Source organism: Asticcacaulis sp. MM231 (genome assembly GCF_964186625.1).
Lineage (GTDB): Bacteria > Pseudomonadota > Alphaproteobacteria > Caulobacterales > Caulobacteraceae > Asticcacaulis.
The window spans coordinates 1,878,075-1,896,374 of the sequence record NZ_OZ075108.1 but is presented as its reverse complement, the minus strand read 5'-3'; the positions used below and the strand labels follow the sequence as shown (position 1 = coordinate 1,896,374).

Annotated in this window: 16 protein-coding genes and 1 tRNA gene; 1 reads left to right on the top strand and 16 read right to left on the bottom strand. The window is 57.4% G+C overall.

Annotated elements, in window-relative coordinates; all coding sequences use genetic code 11:
- Positions 1-53: 53 nt before the first annotated feature.
- The 6 genes from ABQ278_RS09275 to ABQ278_RS09250 all read right to left on the bottom strand — a co-directional run bounded on the left by ABQ278_RS09275 (position 54) and on the right by ABQ278_RS09250 (position 5,162).
- Positions 54-596: a DUF192 domain-containing protein gene (locus tag ABQ278_RS09275; RefSeq protein ID WP_349319352.1), complete on the bottom strand. Its 543-nt coding sequence runs from the start codon at positions 594-596 to the stop codon at positions 54-56.
- Between the two features lie 138 nt (positions 597-734).
- Positions 735-1,301 (bottom strand): cold shock domain-containing protein, encoded by a 567-nt coding sequence (locus tag ABQ278_RS09270; RefSeq protein ID WP_349319351.1) that lies wholly within the window; start codon positions 1,299-1,301, stop codon positions 735-737.
- Between the two features lie 259 nt (positions 1,302-1,560).
- A tRNA-Glu gene (locus ABQ278_RS09265) sits at positions 1,561-1,635 on the bottom strand.
- Positions 1,636-1,761: 126 nt separating this feature from the next.
- Complete coding sequence (gene recJ / locus ABQ278_RS09260; protein ID WP_349319350.1) at positions 1,762-3,630, bottom strand: single-stranded-DNA-specific exonuclease RecJ; 1,869 nt, start codon at positions 3,628-3,630, stop codon at positions 1,762-1,764.
- Entirely contained in the window at positions 3,630-4,640 is a 1,011-nt protein-coding gene (gene glpX, locus ABQ278_RS09255; RefSeq protein WP_349319349.1) for a class II fructose-bisphosphatase, read from the bottom strand. Before glpX ends, recJ begins: the two co-directional genes overlap by 1 nt.
- Positions 4,641-4,781: 141 nt before the next feature.
- A complete protein-coding gene (locus ABQ278_RS09250; protein WP_349319348.1) occupies positions 4,782-5,162 on the bottom strand; it encodes a hypothetical protein in 381 nt (126 codons plus the stop codon).
- Positions 5,163-5,366: 204 nt separating this feature from the next.
- Between ABQ278_RS09250 and phaC the strand changes: the two genes are divergently transcribed.
- Entirely contained in the window at positions 5,367-7,340 is a 1,974-nt protein-coding gene (gene phaC, locus ABQ278_RS09245) for a class I poly(R)-hydroxyalkanoic acid synthase (RefSeq protein ID WP_349319347.1), read from the top strand.
- Between the two features lie 121 nt (positions 7,341-7,461).
- Here phaC and ABQ278_RS09240 read toward each other — a convergent pair whose 3' ends face one another.
- From ABQ278_RS09240 to nuoH, 10 genes are all read right to left on the bottom strand, one after another.
- Complete coding sequence (locus ABQ278_RS09240) at positions 7,462-9,129, bottom strand: ribonuclease J (RefSeq protein WP_349319346.1); 1,668 nt, start codon at positions 9,127-9,129, stop codon at positions 7,462-7,464.
- Positions 9,130-9,146: 17 nt separating this feature from the next.
- Positions 9,147-9,932, bottom strand: coding sequence for a type III pantothenate kinase (locus ABQ278_RS09235; RefSeq protein ID WP_349319345.1), 786 nt, complete (start codon positions 9,930-9,932; stop codon positions 9,147-9,149).
- Complete coding sequence (locus ABQ278_RS09230; RefSeq protein WP_349322135.1) at positions 9,913-10,674, bottom strand: biotin--[acetyl-CoA-carboxylase] ligase; 762 nt, start codon at positions 10,672-10,674, stop codon at positions 9,913-9,915. The genes ABQ278_RS09235 and ABQ278_RS09230 overlap by 20 nt, the downstream gene beginning before the upstream one ends.
- A gap of 6 nt (positions 10,675-10,680) precedes the next feature.
- Positions 10,681-12,108: an NADH-quinone oxidoreductase subunit NuoN gene (nuoN, locus tag ABQ278_RS09225; protein ID WP_349319344.1), complete on the bottom strand. Its 1,428-nt coding sequence runs from the start codon at positions 12,106-12,108 to the stop codon at positions 10,681-10,683.
- 16 nt (positions 12,109-12,124) lie between these two features.
- Positions 12,125-13,627: an NADH-quinone oxidoreductase subunit M gene (locus tag ABQ278_RS09220; RefSeq protein WP_349319343.1), complete on the bottom strand. Its 1,503-nt coding sequence runs from the start codon at positions 13,625-13,627 to the stop codon at positions 12,125-12,127.
- 18 nt (positions 13,628-13,645) lie between these two features.
- Positions 13,646-15,709, bottom strand: coding sequence for an NADH-quinone oxidoreductase subunit L (gene nuoL / locus ABQ278_RS09215; protein WP_349322134.1), 2,064 nt, complete (start codon positions 15,707-15,709; stop codon positions 13,646-13,648).
- A gap of 92 nt (positions 15,710-15,801) precedes the next feature.
- Positions 15,802-16,110: an NADH-quinone oxidoreductase subunit NuoK gene (gene nuoK / locus ABQ278_RS09210; RefSeq protein WP_018080125.1), complete on the bottom strand. Its 309-nt coding sequence runs from the start codon at positions 16,108-16,110 to the stop codon at positions 15,802-15,804.
- Positions 16,107-16,721 (bottom strand): NADH-quinone oxidoreductase subunit J, encoded by a 615-nt coding sequence (locus ABQ278_RS09205; protein ID WP_349319342.1) that lies wholly within the window; start codon positions 16,719-16,721, stop codon positions 16,107-16,109. The genes nuoK and ABQ278_RS09205 overlap by 4 nt, the downstream gene beginning before the upstream one ends.
- A gap of 23 nt (positions 16,722-16,744) precedes the next feature.
- Positions 16,745-17,236, bottom strand: a complete 492-nt coding sequence (nuoI, locus tag ABQ278_RS09200; protein ID WP_018080123.1) for an NADH-quinone oxidoreductase subunit NuoI — start codon at positions 17,234-17,236, stop codon at positions 16,745-16,747.
- Positions 17,233-18,288, bottom strand: a complete 1,056-nt coding sequence (gene nuoH, locus ABQ278_RS09195; protein WP_349319341.1) for an NADH-quinone oxidoreductase subunit NuoH — start codon at positions 18,286-18,288, stop codon at positions 17,233-17,235. Before nuoH ends, nuoI begins: the two co-directional genes overlap by 4 nt.
- Positions 18,289-18,300 lie beyond the last annotated feature (12 nt).

The following is an 18,300-nucleotide window of genomic DNA, read 5'->3' as shown; positions in this document are numbered from 1 at the left end:
AAGCCCCGTCATCGCTAAAAATCAACAAGTGGCTGACTTTTCTCGCTTCTGGCTCAAGGCTTATGGAAAAAGGGGTGGATAACGATGTCGCCCGCCTTCAGACCCAGCCTATCGCTGAGCCCGGCCTGAACCTCCAGCACGCCACTGGCGGCGCCATAGGATGGCAAAGGTGTACGATCGAGTGGCTTGGCATTCTTTTGAATCGAAACGATTCGGCCATCCGGCGCGATATAGATGATGTCGAGACCGATCAGCGTGTTCTTCATCCAGAAGCTCCGGTCGGCGACATTCTGGAACTCGAACAACATGCCCTGATCCGCCGCCAGTTGCGGGCGGCACATCAGCCCCTGCTCGCGGGTTTCGTCATTATCGGCGATTTCGACCGAGAAAGACGTCGTGACCATGGCGCCGGAAGACCCGGCATGGGTAACCGCCAGCTTTTCAGGCGGTGTATAGGGAGAAATGTCGATATTAAGGCATTGCGCCGGTATAGCCGGCGCATTGTCTTGCGCCACACCCGAAGATGAGCAACCGAGCGATACCAGCCCTGTTGCGATCACCGCCGCCCAAACCGACTTCACATAGGTCTTCGTCATGCGCATCATTCCTGCCTGTACTCAATTGCCAGTACTCAATTGGCAGACCATGACTGCAGCGCATGGCGTTTTCAAGACAAAAAGAAACGCGGACAACCTGAGCCATCCGCGCTGAATATCTTTTGTAATGGACGATGTTTACACTAGGGCTTTGGGCTGAACCTCGGTCACCACCAGCCCCTTTGGGCCTTCGCCAAAACGAACCATGATAACGTCCCCTTGCTGGACATCTTCGAGGCCATAACGACGGAGCGTCTCAATATGTATGAAGATATCGGTAGGATCATCACCGCGAACCACAAAACCATAGCCCTTGGTCCGGTTGAACCACTTAATAGTGGCGGCTTCGAGATCGCCTACGCGCACACTATCAGGGACGGCACGCGAAGCACGCGACGCCTGAATATCTGAGCGTACAGCACTATGGCCCGCCGCCACCACTTCCAGATCATCTATCTCGATAACCTGCCAACCCTTGGCGCGTTTGGCGATCTTGCAAGAAATTTTCGCGCCTTCTTGGGCGCAGTCGCGTCCCAGATCACGAAGACTAGAAATATGCAGCAGAACATCGCGCATGCTTGTCAGCGTGGAATCCTGCGGAACGATAAAGCCGTAACCCTTCGCCGTATCAAACCACTTCACATGACCTGAGATCGTTACTAACTCTTCGGCTTCTGTTTTGTTATTATAATCAAACAAACTCATCTATCCTCACCCATGTCGCCATGAACTATCAAGTGACACTCATTATCATAACACAGATATCTCAATTTGGGATATAAAAAGAGAAATATTCGCATGAATTGCGAAAATACGCCAGAAAATCGCTTTAGGCGAGTATTATTGTGATCACGACAGCGCTTTTGGGCTGTTCAGATAACAAAAATGGTTAATTTTCTGTGGATAAGTGCGCGACCGTATGATCAAGCGCAAGAGATAAAAAAGCAATGTGGGAAAATACTCTTGGCAGTCCCTAGCGGAGTCGAACCGCTCTTTTCAGGATGAAAACCTGACGTCCTAACCGATAGACGAAGGGACCACATTCAAGAGCGCGCTTGGTAACCGTTCTGTTTTCTGGATGCAAGTGCTATTTTGACTTTTTCCACAAGCTGGGTCAACTTTTATGCCTGTTTGCGAAAGATCAGTGTTTTGCGCGGCTTGTCGGCTAATCTGTCGCCAGGGCTATGTCTTCGATTTCAAGCTGCACGCCATGTCTTCCCATATAGTCGTCCGCTTTGAGGCGACCTAAAACATGGACAAAACCGGCTGGCCGCAACAAGGCGTTCCCGATGGCGGTGCCTTCCGCTCGCCAGACAATGCCTTTCAGCTTGCCACCTGAATCGTCGCTCAGTTCAAAGCGCACATGACCGCCCTTCATCACCTGGGAATAGCCGATGCGCACGCGGGCAAAGGCCAGCAAGGGTTCGGGATTTCCTTGCCCGTAAGGCGCCAGCAGATCAAACTTGTCATACATGGCGCGCGACGCAGCCCGCACGCTCAGAATGGCGTCGACCTCAACGGACTCGATCTGATCGGCCTCAGAGACATGCGACGTCACATAATCATTGATGAAAGCACGCAACTCACCGATGCGGTCTTTCTCGACACTCAAGCCGGCCGCCATAGCGTGACCGCCGCCGGAGAGTAGAATACCCGCCTCGAAAGCGGCACCAATCGCCTCACCCAGATTGACACCGGCCTGCGAACGTCCCGAGCCCTTGCCCATGCCGCTGACCGGGTCAATGCCAATGATCACGACAGGCTTATGCCAACGTTCGCGCAGACGCCCGGCCACGATGCCGATGACGCCGGGATGCCAGTCTTCGCGCGCCACAATAATGACGGGATCATCGCTCGGCCAAAGCCCTTGCGCTTCTGCGGTTTGCATAGCCTGCTCCAGCACATCCGCCTCGATATCGCGGCGGGTGCGGTTCAGTTCATCCAGTTCCTGCGCCAGCGCAGCCGCTTCGTCCGCATCGTCGGTAGAGAGCAGGCGCACGCCGAGATCCGAGCGCCCTACCCGACCGCCGGCATTAATACGCGGGCCAATCACGAAACCGGAATGGAAGGTGCTCATCAGGTTAACGGCGGCGCTCTTGTCACCGGCAACTTCCATCAGCGCCTTGATGCCGGCATTCTTACGTTGTGACATAATCTTGAGACCCTGTGCCGCCAAGGCCCGGTTGAAACCTGTCAACGCGGTGACATCACAGATGGCGCCAAGCGCTGACAAATCAAGCCACTGACGCAGATCGGGTTTTTCACGATCGGCAAAAAGGCCGCGCTTTTCAGCGTCGCGGTTCAGTGCCGCCAGCACGACGAACACAACGCCGGCGGCCGCCAGATTACCCTGCGCCGAGGTGCAGCCGGGACGATTCGGGTTAACCACGGCCAGGGCCTGAGGCGGTTCTTCCCGCATCAGGTGGTGATCAATAACCACGACATCAAGCCCGATACTCGCGGCATAATCAAGCGCCTTATGGGCCATGGCGCCGCAATCGACCGTAATGACCAGACCGGCGCCCTGACGTTTCAGGCTGTCGAAAGCGGCATTGGATGGACCATACCCCTCGGTAACGCGATCGGGCACATAAACCGTCAGTTCGTGGCCCATATAACGGAACCAGCGCACGAGTTGCGCCGCACTGGTGGCGCCATCAACGTCATAATCGGCAAAGACGCAAACCTTCGCCTTGCGTTCCAGGGCATCGAGAATGGCGATGACCGCCTTATCCATATCCATAAAAGACGAAGGTTCTGGAAACAGCGCCTTCAGGGTCGGGAAGATAAAGTCCTGAAGGCCTTCCGGTGTCACGCCGCGTCCTGCAATAAAGCGCGCGAGAGGCTCGATAAAATCGGGTTCAGCGACATTCATGAGGCCCAGGCGATGCGTAATGTCGCGCAGGATCTCTGGTGTAACGCCAATGGACGCCATACGCTCACGCCACCCCCGGCCGCTTAAGGAAGATGTCACGCCCAGATAAGGCGGGAGCTCGCGGGCGGGTATCAGCTTAGCGGTGGTGTCCATAGGCATTATGATTTTACCAGCGGGCGGCGCATGGAAAGTTTGCGCACGGTATGGGTTTTGGAAATCATCACCAGACTTTCCGTCGTGACGAAGACCTCGCCGCGGGCCGAGGTTTCCTTCTGTACGCCACGCAACAGCGCACCATGGGTGACGCCGGTGGCGATAAATACGGCATCGGAACTGACCAGATCATCAAGCATGTATTTGCGATCGAAGTCACTCAGGCCAAGGCTTTCAGCGCGTCGCTTTTCATCAGCATTACGGAAAACCAGACGCCCCTGGAACTGTCCCCCAACGCATTTCAGCGCGGCACACGCCAGCACGCCTTCGGGAGCGCCACCCTGCCCAAGGTAAATGTCGATTCCCGTTTCCGGCTGGGCGGTATGGATGACGCCGGCGACATCACCATCTGTAATCAGGTGTACGCGCGCCCCGGCCTTGCGCAGGGACGTGATGATCGAATCGTGGCGCGGGCGATCGAGCACGCAGGCGACGATTTCCGATACATCGACACCCTTGGCCTTGGCGAGTGAGCGTACATTTTCTTCCGGTGACCAATCGAGATCGACCACGCCCTGAGGGTAGCCAGGTCCGATGGCCAGTTTGTCCATATAGGTGTCGGGCGCGTGCAGCATACCGCCGCGCGGCGCAAAGGCGATCACCGCCAGCGCATTGGCCATGGCCTTGGCGGCCAGCGTCGTACCTTCGAGTGGATCCAGTGCGATATCGATCGCGGGCCCTTTGCCGGTACCGACCTTTTCGCCAATATAGAGCATGGGGGCCTCGTCGCGCTCGCCCTCACCGATCACAATCCGGCCGTCCATATCAATGGCGTTGAGCGCGGTGCGCATGGCATCGACGGCGGCCTGATCGGCGGCTTTTTCATCGCCGCCGCCGATTTCGGCGTAACAGGCGATGGCGGCCTCTTCAGCGACTCGCACGATATCGAGGCTCAGGTCGAAATCACGGATGGCCGCTGGTTGGCTATCCTTCGTCAAAACAGATGTTTCCTGCATTTTATTTTTTCTGGCTTTAAGTTTTCTTGAAGCGGCGCTTAGCTTTTACGCCGTATTTTACGCTTAAGGACATGTGGCAGCCTTTGTCGCGCGCGCCCTCTTAGCAGAGAAAACCTGCCAGATACAGCCTGGACATGAGGGCTAGTTGATGACCGGCGGAGGTGCCGCCTTGCGACGAAGCTCGACGGCAAGCGCCTCGATTTCAGCGACGGAATAGGAACCCTCGACAGGCCCGGCCAGCGATGGATTGATCTTATCTCGCGCTGTTTCGGCAAAAACGTTGGGGTCGCTTTCATCCCAGACCAGAGCGCGAACCTCGGTGCGCAACTGGCGGCGCTGGTTTTGCGTTTCGGTGACCTTGGCCAGGAGTTCGGCAGGCGTCGGTACCTTTTCCGGCGGCAGAGGAAACTCCGACCATCTGGGCATGCTGTTGATGTTGGCGGCTGGAGCGTCCTGCGCATGGCCCGAAAGCGCCACACCCGCCAACGCCATAAAGCTGACGGGCAGGATCAAATGTTTCATTGTGCAGCGTATCGGCAAGGGACGTTTCTCCACTCAGGAGCCTCAGGACAACAGATATTGGCAACGCCATTCTGACGTCGTTGAATCTCTACCGTAAAATACGGTTATGACGACAGGCAAGACAAGAGAAATATAAATTTAGTTGGCGCGGCTGGCGACGCACGCTCTATATATTCTTAAAGAGCTATGATCGAGGAGGCGCGTATGACCCGAGCACCAAAGACGACAACGACCAAGACAGGGCCCGCAAAGACCTCCGCCAAAACCTCACCTAAAAAAGCGCCGGCTAAAACCGAGAAAGCGCCCTCCAAGGCCAAGACCGCACCTAAACCCCATATCGAGCAACCTGCCCCACAGCCGCAGATTACACCGCGTCCGGAATTCACGCCGACCAAGGCACCGGGCTTCGACAACGAAACCGTGCGCAAGATGGAGGAACTGTCGGTCAATATCGCCAAGGCGGCGATGACAGCGCAAAGCGCCCTGGCCAAGACTATCTTCAAGCAACCGGACTCCGCCGGCGGATCTTCTCCCGATCCGTTTCAGGTCGGCCCGGCCATGACCGAGATTATGGGGTCACTGGCCACCAAGCCGGATAAGCTGGTCGAAGCGCAAAGCGAACTGCTGACCGGCTATATGGAGCTTTGGGGTAAGATGACACGCCGCGCGCTCGGCACAGAAACGCCCGATAACGGCAAATCGGCCGACAAACGCTTCGCCGATCCGCGCTGGCAGGAAAACCAGATGTTCGACATGATGAAACAGTCCTATCTGTTGTCATCGAATTGGATCAACAAGCTGATTTCCAGCGCCGAGGGCGTAGATCCCATGGTCAAACGCCGCGCTGAATTCTTTACCAAGCTAATGACCGACGCCATGTCGCCATCGAACTTCCTGATGTCCAATCCGGCGGCCTTGCAGGCCCTGATCGATTCTCAGGGTGAAAGTCTGGTCAAGGGTATGGAGCGTTTCGCCGACGACATGGCACGCGGTGATGGCAAGCTGATGATTTCGCAGGCCGATTACAGCCGCTTCACGGTCGGCGAAAATGTTGCCACTACGCCGGGCAAGGTCGTGTATCGCGGTCCGTATTTCGAGCTTTTGCAATACAGCCCGACGACGGAACAGGTGCGCGAGATACCGCTGTTGATCTTCCCGCCGTGGATCAACAAGTTCTATATTCTCGACCTGCAAGCCAAGAACTCGATGATCAAATGGCTGGTCGGTCAGGGCTTCACCGTTTTCCTCGTCGCCTGGGTCAATCCTGATACGTCAATGAAGGACACGACCTTCGAGGACTATATGTTCGGCGGCATCTACGAAGCGACGCAGAAGGTGCTGGAACAGACGGGCGCCAAGAGCGTCAGTGCGGTCGGTTATTGCATCGGCGGCACCCTGCTCGGTTGCGCGCTGGCCCACATGGCGGCCAAGGGCGACACCTCAATTTCGGCGGCCACCTTCTTCACAGCCCAGCATGACTTTTCCGAGGCCGGCGACCTCTTGCTGTTTACAAGTGAAAACTGGCTGAAGGAACTGGAACGCCAGATGGACGCGGCCGGCGGTGTTCTGCCCGGCTCCGCCATGGCCGATACCTTCAACAGCCTGCGCGCCAATGACCTGATCTGGTCGTTCTTCGTCAATAACTACCTGATGGGCAAGGACTTAACGCCGTTCGACCTGTTGTGCTGGAACGCTGACCAGACGCGGATGCCCAAGGCGCTGCATATGTTTTATTTGCGAAAATTCTACGGTGAGAACGCCCTGGTCAACCACAAGCTGGTTCTGGCCGGTGTCGAGATTGATCTGAAAAAGGTGACCATTCCGATCTACGAGCAAGCCGGACGCGAAGACCATATCGCGCCGCCGGGTTCGGTCTATAAGGGCTCGAAACTGTTCGGCGGCCCAGTTACCTTCATGCTGGCGGGCTCAGGCCATATCGCCGGTGTGGTCAATCACCCGGATGCGAAGAAATACATGCACTGGCTGAACGATAGTCATCCCGACACGCTGGAACAATGGATCGACACCGCGGTCGAGCATCCCGGTTCATGGTGGCCGCATTGGGCCGGCTGGTTACATGTACGTGCCGGCAAGATGGTGCCGGCGCGCGATCCGGCCAAGGGAAAGCTGAAAGCCCTGATGGATGCGCCCGGCGCCTATGTCATGGTGAAGTCATAATAGAAAACGGCCCGCTTGTTCTGCGGGCCGTTTGAATTCTCCAAGGTGCTCTCAAAAGCACCTTGGCAAGGGCAACGCCCGTCCGAGCCCTTGCGAGGAGCCATGCGGCGTTTGGGCTGAATTATATCCTAAGGATGATGGTCTCTACAATCGGTCGGCGGCCCCAGATAGACTGCGCCGCCTTCTTGACGATACGCGCCACGACGATTTCAACACCTTCATCTTCATCCCGCGCTTCGTTCGGCATGGCCTTAATGGCCTTTTCAACGCTCTGGCAGATCGCCTCCAACTGATCGGAGATAATGTCATCATCCTCGTAAGCGAGGCCAAGCCCCCTCACCTCGACGATCGAGGCCAGGCGGTTCTTGCTGTCGAGTGCGAACGACACGAACATCATACCGTTATGGGCAGCATGTCGGCGTTCGCGCAGAGCGTCTGAGGCTTCCGGCACCAGATGCCCGCCATCGACGAACAGACGACCGGACGGCACTTCGTCAATAATTTCCGCGCGACCCGGCGCAAGACGTACCATATCGCCGTTGCGGGGCGTGATCTGTTCCTCAATGCCCACTTCTGCCGCCAGGGCCGCATGTTTCAAAAGGTGGCGTCGTTCACCGTGCGTCGGCACCGAGATGCGCGGACGGGCCAGCGCGTACATTTCCTTCAATTCGTCGCGGCACGGGTGGCCGGAGACGTGGATTCCTGGATGATCGCGTTCGGTATGGATGGCGACTCCGAGATCTGACAGGCGGTTTTGCAACGAACGGATCGAGATTTCATTGCCGGGAATGACGCGCGAAGAGAAGACGCAGGCGTCGCCTTCCTTGAGCTTGACGAGCGGGTGGTTGCCGTCAGCGATGCGTGACAGGGCGGCGCGTGGCTCGCCTTGCGAACCCGTGCAGAGATAAAGCACTTCGTTGGCCTTGAGGTGCTGGGCCTCGCCTTCGCTTACCGGATCAGGAATGCCGGCCAGCAGACCAACGTGACGGGCGGCGGCGGTGATGCGGTGCATCGAACGGCCGACCAGACAAACCTTTCGGCCGGCTTCCATGGCGGCGCGCATCACCGAATTGACCCGCGCGACATTGGAGGCGAAACAGGCGACGGCGACGCGCTTTTTCAAGCCCTTGATGACCTCGGTCAGTTCTACGCGCACATCCTCTTCCGAGCCGGCACGGCCTTCGACGAACACATTGGTCGAATCACAAACCATGGCCAGAAGACCTTCGTCGCCCAGTTTGCGTATGGCGGGGATATCGGTCGGGGCGCCAGTGATGGGCGCCTCGTCAAACTTCCAGTCACCCGTATGGAAGATTGTACCCAGTTCGGTGCGGATAGCCAGACCATTGGGCTCGGCGATCGAGTGCGTAAGCGTAATATAATCAATATCAAACGGCCCAAGCTTGACATTGCCGTTCAGCGGCACTTCGGTCAGGTCGCAATCATCGACGCCCGCTTCACGCAGCTTTTCACGCACCAGAAAGGCTGTGAACGGCGTGGCGAAAACCGGCGCCTTGATCTTGTCCCACAGCCAGCCGAGCGCACCGATATGGTCTTCATGCGCGTGGGTCAGGATGATGCCGAGGATATTTTCGCCGATCAGGAATTCCGGATCGGGCACGATCACCTCGATGCCCGGCGTGGTCAGATCGCCGAAGGTGACGCCCACATCAGCGATAATCCACTGACGGTCATCGGCAGGCCCGAACCCATACAGGTTCAGGTTCATGCCGATTTCATTGGACCCGCCAAGCGGCAGGAACACCAGTTCGTTTGACTTCTTTTTCATTTTTATTCGTATGCCAATCAGGACGCGGCTGACGTCGCCAGCGTTCGCTTATAAATTTCGAGAAGTCCGCGCAAGGTCAGATCGTGGTCGAAATAATCGATCTTGTCTGTAGCACCTTCAAACAGAGAAACCACCCCTCCCGTGGCGATGACCGTCATCTTTTGCCCATATTCGCCCTGGATGGAGGCGACAAGATACTCGATCAGGCCGACATAGCCCCAGAAGATACCAGTCTGCATGGCGCTGACCGTATCCTTGCCGATCTTACGGTTGGGCTTTTCAATGGCTATGCGCGGAAGCTTAGCCGCTGCCTGATGCAGCGCCTGCATCGAAAGATTGATGCCGGGCGCTATGGCGCCGCCTTCGTAACCGCCATCCGCCGCCACCACATCAAACGTGGTGGCCGTGCCGGAATCGATGATGATCAGCGGACCGTCATATTTGATATGGCCGCCGATGGCATTGACCAGGCGATCCGCACCGGCTTCACGTGGCTTGTCGATGCGGATATCGATGCCAAGGTGGGTGTTTTCGCCGATGACATAGGGTTGGCGGTCGAAATAGCGTTGGCAGAGCTTGCGCAGATTGAACAGCGATTGCGGCACGACCGACGATATGATGCAGTCATCAATGACCTTGAAGTCGAGGTCATTCATTTGCATTAACTGATAAAGCCAGGCGGCGTATTCATCAGCGGTACGTGTCGTTTCGGTGGCCACCCGCCACTGGGCGACCCACGCCTTGCCATCATGAATGGCGAACAGTGTGTTGGTATTGCCTTGTTCAATGGCCAGCAGCATCAATCAGTTCTCCGTAAGTGATCTCGCCGCCGGTGACAGTGTATATCTGTCCGTCCGTCGCTTGGATTTTCAGTCCTCCAAACTCATCCAGCCCCTTTATATGACCGGAAACCGTTCTGCCTTCGTGTGTGAGGTTTAAAATGCGATCACGACCGTAGGCGCGCTTGAGCCAAGCCTTGGCGATGTCGCTGAAATCCTTGCTGCGCCAGAGATCAAGCACGCCATCGAGATGACCATTGAGCTTGTGCATCAGGGCGACAGGATCAAGGTTTTTCGCTTGCGGACTGATATCGCGCAGCGAAACGGTCAGGTAGTTTTCCAGTATCGGGGCGGCGCGCATATTGATGCCGATACCGATGACAACACCAAGATGGCCGGGCTTTTGGGAAGCCTCCGTCTGGACAATGATGCCGCACAGCTTGCGTCCTCGATGCAGAACATCGTTTGGCCACTTGATACGCATCGCTTGTTCGGTATCGGGCACCAAGGGGCGCAGCATCTCGTAGACGGCCAGGGCCACGATGAAGGATAATTGCGGCACCAGGCGCACATCAATTTCCATGACCTCCCAGCGGGAGGCCATGAAATTACCCTTGGTGCCGACCCAGGTCTTACCGTGCCGGCCAATGCCCTTGGTCTGTTCCTTCGTCAGAATCCAGCCTGAGCCGGGCCGCCCTGCCCGCACCCGCGCCAGGCCAAGATCCTGGGTCGATGACAGGGTGTCGAAGATTTCAAAATCGGCCACAGCCAATTAGTGTCCGAAACCCTGAGCCGCGGATTGCGCCAGCGGGTAGGCATAGATCAGGAAAATGATCACGCCAGGGAACGAGAAGGCAGCTGCGGCATAGGCAATCCACCTGGTCTCGGCCGGCGACTTATCAACTTCGCCCACCGGCGCATCGAACCACATCAGCTTGATAATGCGCAGGTAGTAGAAGGCGGCGACAACCGAGGCGACAAGACCTGCGGCGGCGAACCACCAAAGACCGGCAGAAATAGCGGCGCCAAACACGAAGTACTTTGCCCAGAAACCACCGAAAGGCGGCATGCCCAGAACCGAAAGCGCCAGTATGGTAATGACCACGGTCAGCGGCATGTTGCTCTTGGCCAGACCGGCGAGTTGGTCGATGCGGGTAACCGGCTCGCCCTTCCGGCTCAGCGCCATCTGGACGGTAAACAGACCCAGCGTATCGACCATGTAGAGGACAAAGAACAACAGCAGAGCCGGAATGCCGACCGCACCAGCGGCGATGGCCAGAAGCGCGTAGCCCATGTTGGAGATCGACGAATAGGCCAGCAGTCGCTTGATATCCTTTTGCATCAGGCCACCGAGGGCGCCAACGATAAAGGACAGGACAGCCAGAACCAGAATGACCTGGCGCCACTGTTCGACCTGCGTCTCAAAGCCGGTTTGCAGCACACGGGCGAACAGCACCATGGCGGCGAACTTCGGCGCGCCGGCGAAGAAGGCGACGACCGGGGTCGGGGCGCCTTCGTAAACGTCAGGCGTCCACATATGGAAGGGCGCGGCGGAGACCTTGAAGGCCAGACCACAGATGAGGAAGACAAGACCGAAGATCAGGCCGACATTGAGGTTGGTGCTGGCCGAAAGCGCGATGGCGTGGAAGTTCATCGAACCGGCGAAACCGTAGATCAGCGATGCACCATAGAGCAGCATACCGGACGACAGAGCGCCCAGGACGAAATACTTGAGGCCGGCTTCCGACGACTTAGCGTCATCGCGGCGGAAAGCTGCTAGCACGTAGAGCGCCAGCGATTGCAGTTCGAGACCGACATAGAGCGAGATCAGGTCGCCGGCCGACACCATCATGCTCATGCCGAGCGTGGCCAGCAGGATCAGGATCGGGAATTCGAAACGACGGGCGCCGAGACGATCGAAGTAGCCCTGCCCCAGCACGATGATAAAGAGGGCAGCGATATAGATGGCGACCTTGGCGAACTGTGCCACGCCATCCAGAACAAAAGCGCCAGAAAAGGCCGTGCCGGGTTGGGCAAAGGCCGCAGCGAAGGCAGCGGCGATCAGGGCCACGCCACACAGGGCGCTAATCGAAACCATGCCCTTATCGCCGCGGAAAGCGCCGAACACAAGGATAAGCAGGGAACTGACCGCTATGATCGTTTCCGGCAGAGCCAAACTGAGAGCGAGATGATAGTCCATAATGCTTGCTCGTCCTTTATCCGCCGATGACGGCCTGATAGGTCGCAACGACCGTATCAACGCTGGCAGTGATAATGTCAAAAACGAAGGCCGGATAAATCCCCAGCACAATCGTGCCCAAGATCAGCGGTACGAAGATGATGATCTCGCGCACCGACAGGTCAGGGTATTTTTTAAGATCCTGGTTGGTCACTTCACCGAACATGACGCGCTTGAACAGAGTCAGGGCGTAGACGGCGGAGAAGATGACGCCGGAGGTCGCCACGAAGGCCACCCAGGTGCCCCACTTGTACGAACCCACCAGGGTGGTGATTTCACCGATGAAGCCGGAGGTGCCGGGCAGACCGACGTTCGCCATGGTGAACAGCAGGAAGACGAAGGCATAGTGCGGCATAAGCTTGGTGAGCCCGCCGTAAAAGGCGATCTCGCGGGTATGCCAGCGATCATAGACCACGCCAACGCAGAGGAAGAGCGCACCCGAGATGACGCCGTGGCTGATCATCTGGAAAACCGCGCCCTGAACGCCCATGACGTTGCCGGCGAAGATACCCATGGTCACGAAACCCATGTGGGCAACAGATGAATAGGCGATCAGCTTCTTGATGTCCGTCTGGCGGAAGGCGATCAGCGAGGTCACGACGATGGCGATGACCGACAGGCCCATGACCAGAGGTGCGAACATTTCCGACGCATAGGGGAACATCGGCAGGTTGAAGCGAATGAAACCATAGCCGCCTAGCTTGAGAAGGATACCGGCCAGCATGACCGAACCTGCGGTCGGTGCCTGAACGTGCGCGTCGGGCAGCCAGGTGTGGACCGGCCACATCGGCATCTTGACGGCGAACGAAGCGAAGAAGGCGAACCATAGGAAGGGCTGAACCTCACGCGCGAAGGCGAACTTGGTCAGGAGCGGTATATCGGCGGTGCCGGCGATATTGACCATGTACAACATGGCCGCCAGCATCAAGACGGAACCCAGCAGGGTGTAGAGGAAAAACTTATACGAAGCGTAGATACGATCCTTGCCACCCCAGATCCCGATGATCAGGAACATCGGCACCAGTCCGCCTTCAAAGAAGATGTAGAAGAGGAACAGGTCGAGCGAGGTGAAGACGCCGATGACGAGCGTTTCCAGCATCAGGAAGCAGATCATGTATTCGGTGACGCGGTCCTTGATCGAGTCCCACGACGCCAGGATACACAAAGGCATCAGGAAGGCGGTCAGGAGGACGAACAGGACCGAAATACCGTCAACACCCATGTGATAGGAGATCGGGCCGAACCACTTATAGTGTTCTTCGAACTGGTAACCGGGATTGCTGTGATTGAAGCCGGCGATCATGACCACGGACAGGGCCAGGGTGATCAGGGTCGTCCACAGGCTGATCCATTTGGCGTTCTTGGCGATGACAGCTTCATCGTCCTTACGCGCCATAAGGCGCAACACGCCGATCACGGCCGCGCCGAAAAGCGGCGCGAAGGTGATGATGCTCAGCAGATTGGGGATAGCGGGTATCATTTTAAAATCCATCTCCCCTTAGTGAACCAGCCAGAAGACATAGGTCAGAAGACCCACGACACCGAGGAACATAGCGAAAGCGTAGTGATAAACATAACCGGTCTGGGTCTTGACCAGATTCTTGGCCGACTTCAATGCCGCCCAGGCCGCACCGTTCGGGCCCAGGTTATCGATGATCTTGATATCGAGCACCTTCCAGAAGACATCACCGAGGAACTTGGTGAGCCTGACGAAGGTAGCCTGATAGATCTCATCGAAGAACCACTTGTTGTAGAGGAAGGTGTAGACCGGTCCGTTGTTGGCGGCCATCTTCTTCGGCAGGTTCGGCTTGAGGATATAGAAGTACCAGGCCATGACCATACCGATCAGAGTGACGGTCAGGGGGAGAAGCTTGACCCAGACTTCCTTGATATGGTGAGCCTCATGCATGATCTCGTTGGACGGCGCCGTGAAGATGGCGTGCCCCCAGAACGCATGGGCGTGCTCGCCAATGAAGTAAGGCGCGAAGATAAAGCCGGCAAAGATAGCACCGAATGACAACAGGATGATCGGCACAAGCATGACCCACGGGCTTTCGTGCGGCTTGTGGTCGTGACCATGGCCATGATCGTCATGTGCGTGATCGTCGTGTGCGTGAGCATCGGGCTCGCCGGTCGAATGACCGTCGATGACCTCGGCGTGGTGGTCATCATGCCCATGCTCCCATTGCTTCTTGCCGTGGAAGGTCATGGCGATCAGGCGCCAGCTATAGAAGGAGGTCAGGAGCGCGGCCGAAATACCCATAATGAAGGCGAACATGCCTTGCGGCGTATTGTGGCCAGCCCAGGCGGATTCGATGATGGCGTCCTTCGAGAAGAAGCCGGCAAAACCGATTTCGGTGAAAGGGATACCAAGGCCGGTGATGGCGATGGTGCCGATGGTCATGACGCCATAGGTGATCGGCAGATACTTCCATAGACCACCCATTTTGCGCATGTCCTGCTCATGGTGCATGCCGTGAATGACCGAACCGGCCCCCAGGAACAGCAGCGCCTTGAAGAAGGCGTGTGTGAACAGGTGGAACATGGCGGCCTGATAGGCGCCCACGCCGGCGGCGAAGAACATGTAACCGAGTTGCGAACAGGTCGAATAGGCGATGACGCGCTTGATGTCGTTTTGCGTAAAGCCGATCGAGGCCGCGAAGATGGCGGTGATGGCGCCGATATAGGCGACAATCATCTTGGCCACAGGGGCGTATTCGAACAGCGGCGACAGCAGACACACCATATAAACACCGGCGGTGACCATGGTGGCGGCGTGGATCAGGGCCGACACAGGAGTCGGGCCTTCCATGGCGTCGGGCAGCCAGGTGTGCAGGAAGAACTGCGCCGACTTACCCATGGCGCCGATAAACAGCAGGAAGGCGGCGAGATCGAGCGCCGAGAAGCTCTGACCGAGGAATTCCCAGGTCTGTCCCTGATGCGATGCAATCAGCGGGAAAAACTCATGGAAGTTGATCGTGCCGAACTGCCAGTAGACCGTCATGATACCGAGGGCAAAACCAAAGTCGCCGACGCGGTTGACGACGAAGGCCTTGATGGCGGCCGAAGACGCGCTGTCCTTGTGATACCAGAAGCCGATGAGCAGATAGGACGCCAGCCCCACCCCTTCCCAGCCGAAGAACAACTGCATAAAGTCAGCGGCGGTCACCAGCATCAGCATGGCGAAGGTGAAAAGCGACAGATAGGCGAAGAAGCGCGGACGCGACGGGTCTTCGCTCATATAGCCCCAGCTATAGAGGTGGACGAGCGACGACACCGAGGTCACCACGATCAGCATGGTGGCCGAGAGCGCATCAACGCGGATCGACCACGCGGAGTGGAAGGTATCGATATTGATGAACGGCAGGACGTTGACGGTAAAGTCCGCCATTCCGCCCCAGGTGTGCTGGATGAAGGTGTACCAGCCGAGCGCACAGGCCAGGAACAACAGGCCGGTGGTGATGGTTTGCGAAACGATATTGCCAAGGAAGCGTCCGAAGGCGCCGACAATCATGGCACCGATGATCGGCGCGAACACGCAAAGGGTTACGATAGTGGCCATGCCACCCGACAGCGGACCGACAACGGCGGCGTGAGCGGCCGGTACGAGGCTGTGGGAGATTTCGGCGGCGGCGTGAGCAGTTAGCACGATGCTTATCCTTTCATCATGCTGGCGTCATCGACGGCGATGTCGCCGCGATTACGGAAGAAGGTCACGAGGATGGCGAGGCCGACGGCGGCTTCAGCGGCCGCGACTGTCAGCACGAACATGGCCATGATCTGGCCCTGCACATCATGCAGGTAAGCCGAGAAGGCCACGAAATTGATATTGACCGCCAGCAGGATCAGTTCGATCGACATCAGGATGATGATGACGTTGCGGCGGTTGAGGAAGATTCCGAGCACACCGATGGTGAACAGGATGGCGGAAACCGTGAGATAGTGGACAAGATCTATAGTCATTCCGAAATACCTTCTCCGGTTTTGACAGGCACGATTTCGACCGCATCCTTGCGACGACGCGTGACCTGGGTATGGATGTCCTGACGCTTCACATTAGGACGTGTGCGCAGGGTAAGAACGATGGCGCCGATCATGGCCACCAGAAGCACGAAACCAGCGGCTTCGAACAGATAGACATAGGTCGAATAGAGCGCGTGGCCGATCATCTTGATGTTCGACTCACTGGCCGAAGCGACCAGAGGCTGATTGCCGGCGGCGGCACCCTTTTCGGCAACGGCGATGCTGATCATGATCAGTTCAAACATCAGCACGGCGCCGACGACAATGCCGATCGGCAGATAGTTGGCGAAACCCTGGCGGAGTTTGACGAAATCGACATCCAGCATCATGACGACGAACAGGAAGAGGACGGCCACGGCGCCGACATAAACGACGACCAGAAGCATGGCGAGGAACTCGGCGCCGAGAAGTACGAACAAACCTGCCGCCGAGAAGAAGGCGAGGATGAGGTACAGCACGCTGTGCACCGGGTTCTTGGCGGTGATGACCATAAGTCCGGAGACCAGGGTCACGGCCGCCATAAGATAAAAGGCGATGGCGATAAGGTTCATATCATTATGCTCTTTTCTGCCTGTTACCGGTAAGGCGCGTCAAGTTCGAGCGACTTGGCGATTTCGCGTTCCCAGCGATCGCCATTGGCCAGAAGTCGTTGCTTGTCATAGAGAAGTTCTTCACGGGTATCGGTCGCAAATTCAAAGTTTGGCCCCTCGACGATGGCGTCAACCGGGCAGGCTTCCTGACAGAGACCGCAATAGATGCACTTCACCATGTCGATGTCGTAGCGCGTGGTGCGGCGGCTGCCGTCGGCACGCGGTTCGGCCTCGATGGTGATGGCCTGCGCCGGGCAGATGGCTTCGCACAGCTTGCAGGCGATGCAGCGCTCTTCGCCGTTTTCGTAACGGCGCAGGGCGTGCTCACCACGGAAGCGCGGGCTGAGCGGTCCCTTCTCAAAAGGATAGTTGATCGTGGCCTTGGGCTTCAGCATGTACTTGAGCGCCAGGAAGGTGGCCCCGACGAAATCAAGCAGCAGCGCGCCCTTGAGGCCTGAGATAATGCGCGAAATCATAGGGCGCCTCCATAAACGCGGTAAGCGGCGACGATAAGAACGGCGAACAGCGACACCGGCAGGAAGACCTTCCAGCCCAGGCGCATCAACTGATCGTAGCGATAGCGCGGAACGATAGCCTTGGCGATGGCGAACATGATGAACCAGAACACCACCTTGGCGATGAAGGTGAACAGGCCGATCAGCACATACCAGATGCTGTCATGCGCCAGCGGCAACGGGAACGGGAAGTCCCAACCGCCAAAGAACAGGATCGAGATCATGGCGCACATCAGAACGATGTTGGCGTATTCACCGATCATGAAAAGCAGGTACGGCGTCGAGGAATATTCGACCTGATAGCCGGCGACCAGTTCGGATTCCGCATCGGGCAGATCGAACGGCGGACGGTTGGTTTCGGCCAGGGCCGAGATATAGAACATCACCATCATCGGGAACATGACAATGGCAAGCTGCCAGTGTCCGCCACCGAGGAAGTTCCAGTTCCAGAAACCGCCGCCTTGCGCCGTGACGATATCGGACAGGTTCATCGATCCGGCCAGCAGAATGACCGTGACGATGATGAAGCCGATCGAGACTTCATAGGACACCATCTGGGCCGCAGAACGCAGACCGCCGAGGAAGGGGTATTTCGAGTTGGATGCCCAGCCGCCCATGATGATGCCGTAGACACCGAGCGACGAAATGGCGAGCAGGTAGAGAATGCCGACATTGATATTTACGACGACCCAGCCCGGCGCGAACGGGATAACCGCCCAGGCCGTGAAGGCGATAACAAAAGTCAGAAGCGGCGCCAGCAGGAAGACGGCCTTATCGGCGCCTGCAGGAATGACCACTTCCTTGACGAAGAACTTGAGAAAGTCCGCGAAGGACTGCATCAGACCGAACGGCCCGACGACGTTGGGCCCCTTGCGCAACTGCACGCCGGCCCAGATCTTGCGGTCGCCCCACAGCAGGAAGGCCAGCGACACCATCACGCCCACGATGACGGCCAGCGCCTCACCGATCGTAATGAGTGCCCAGCCCCAGCCTGATGCCCAGAATGTATTCATCGTCAAACTTCC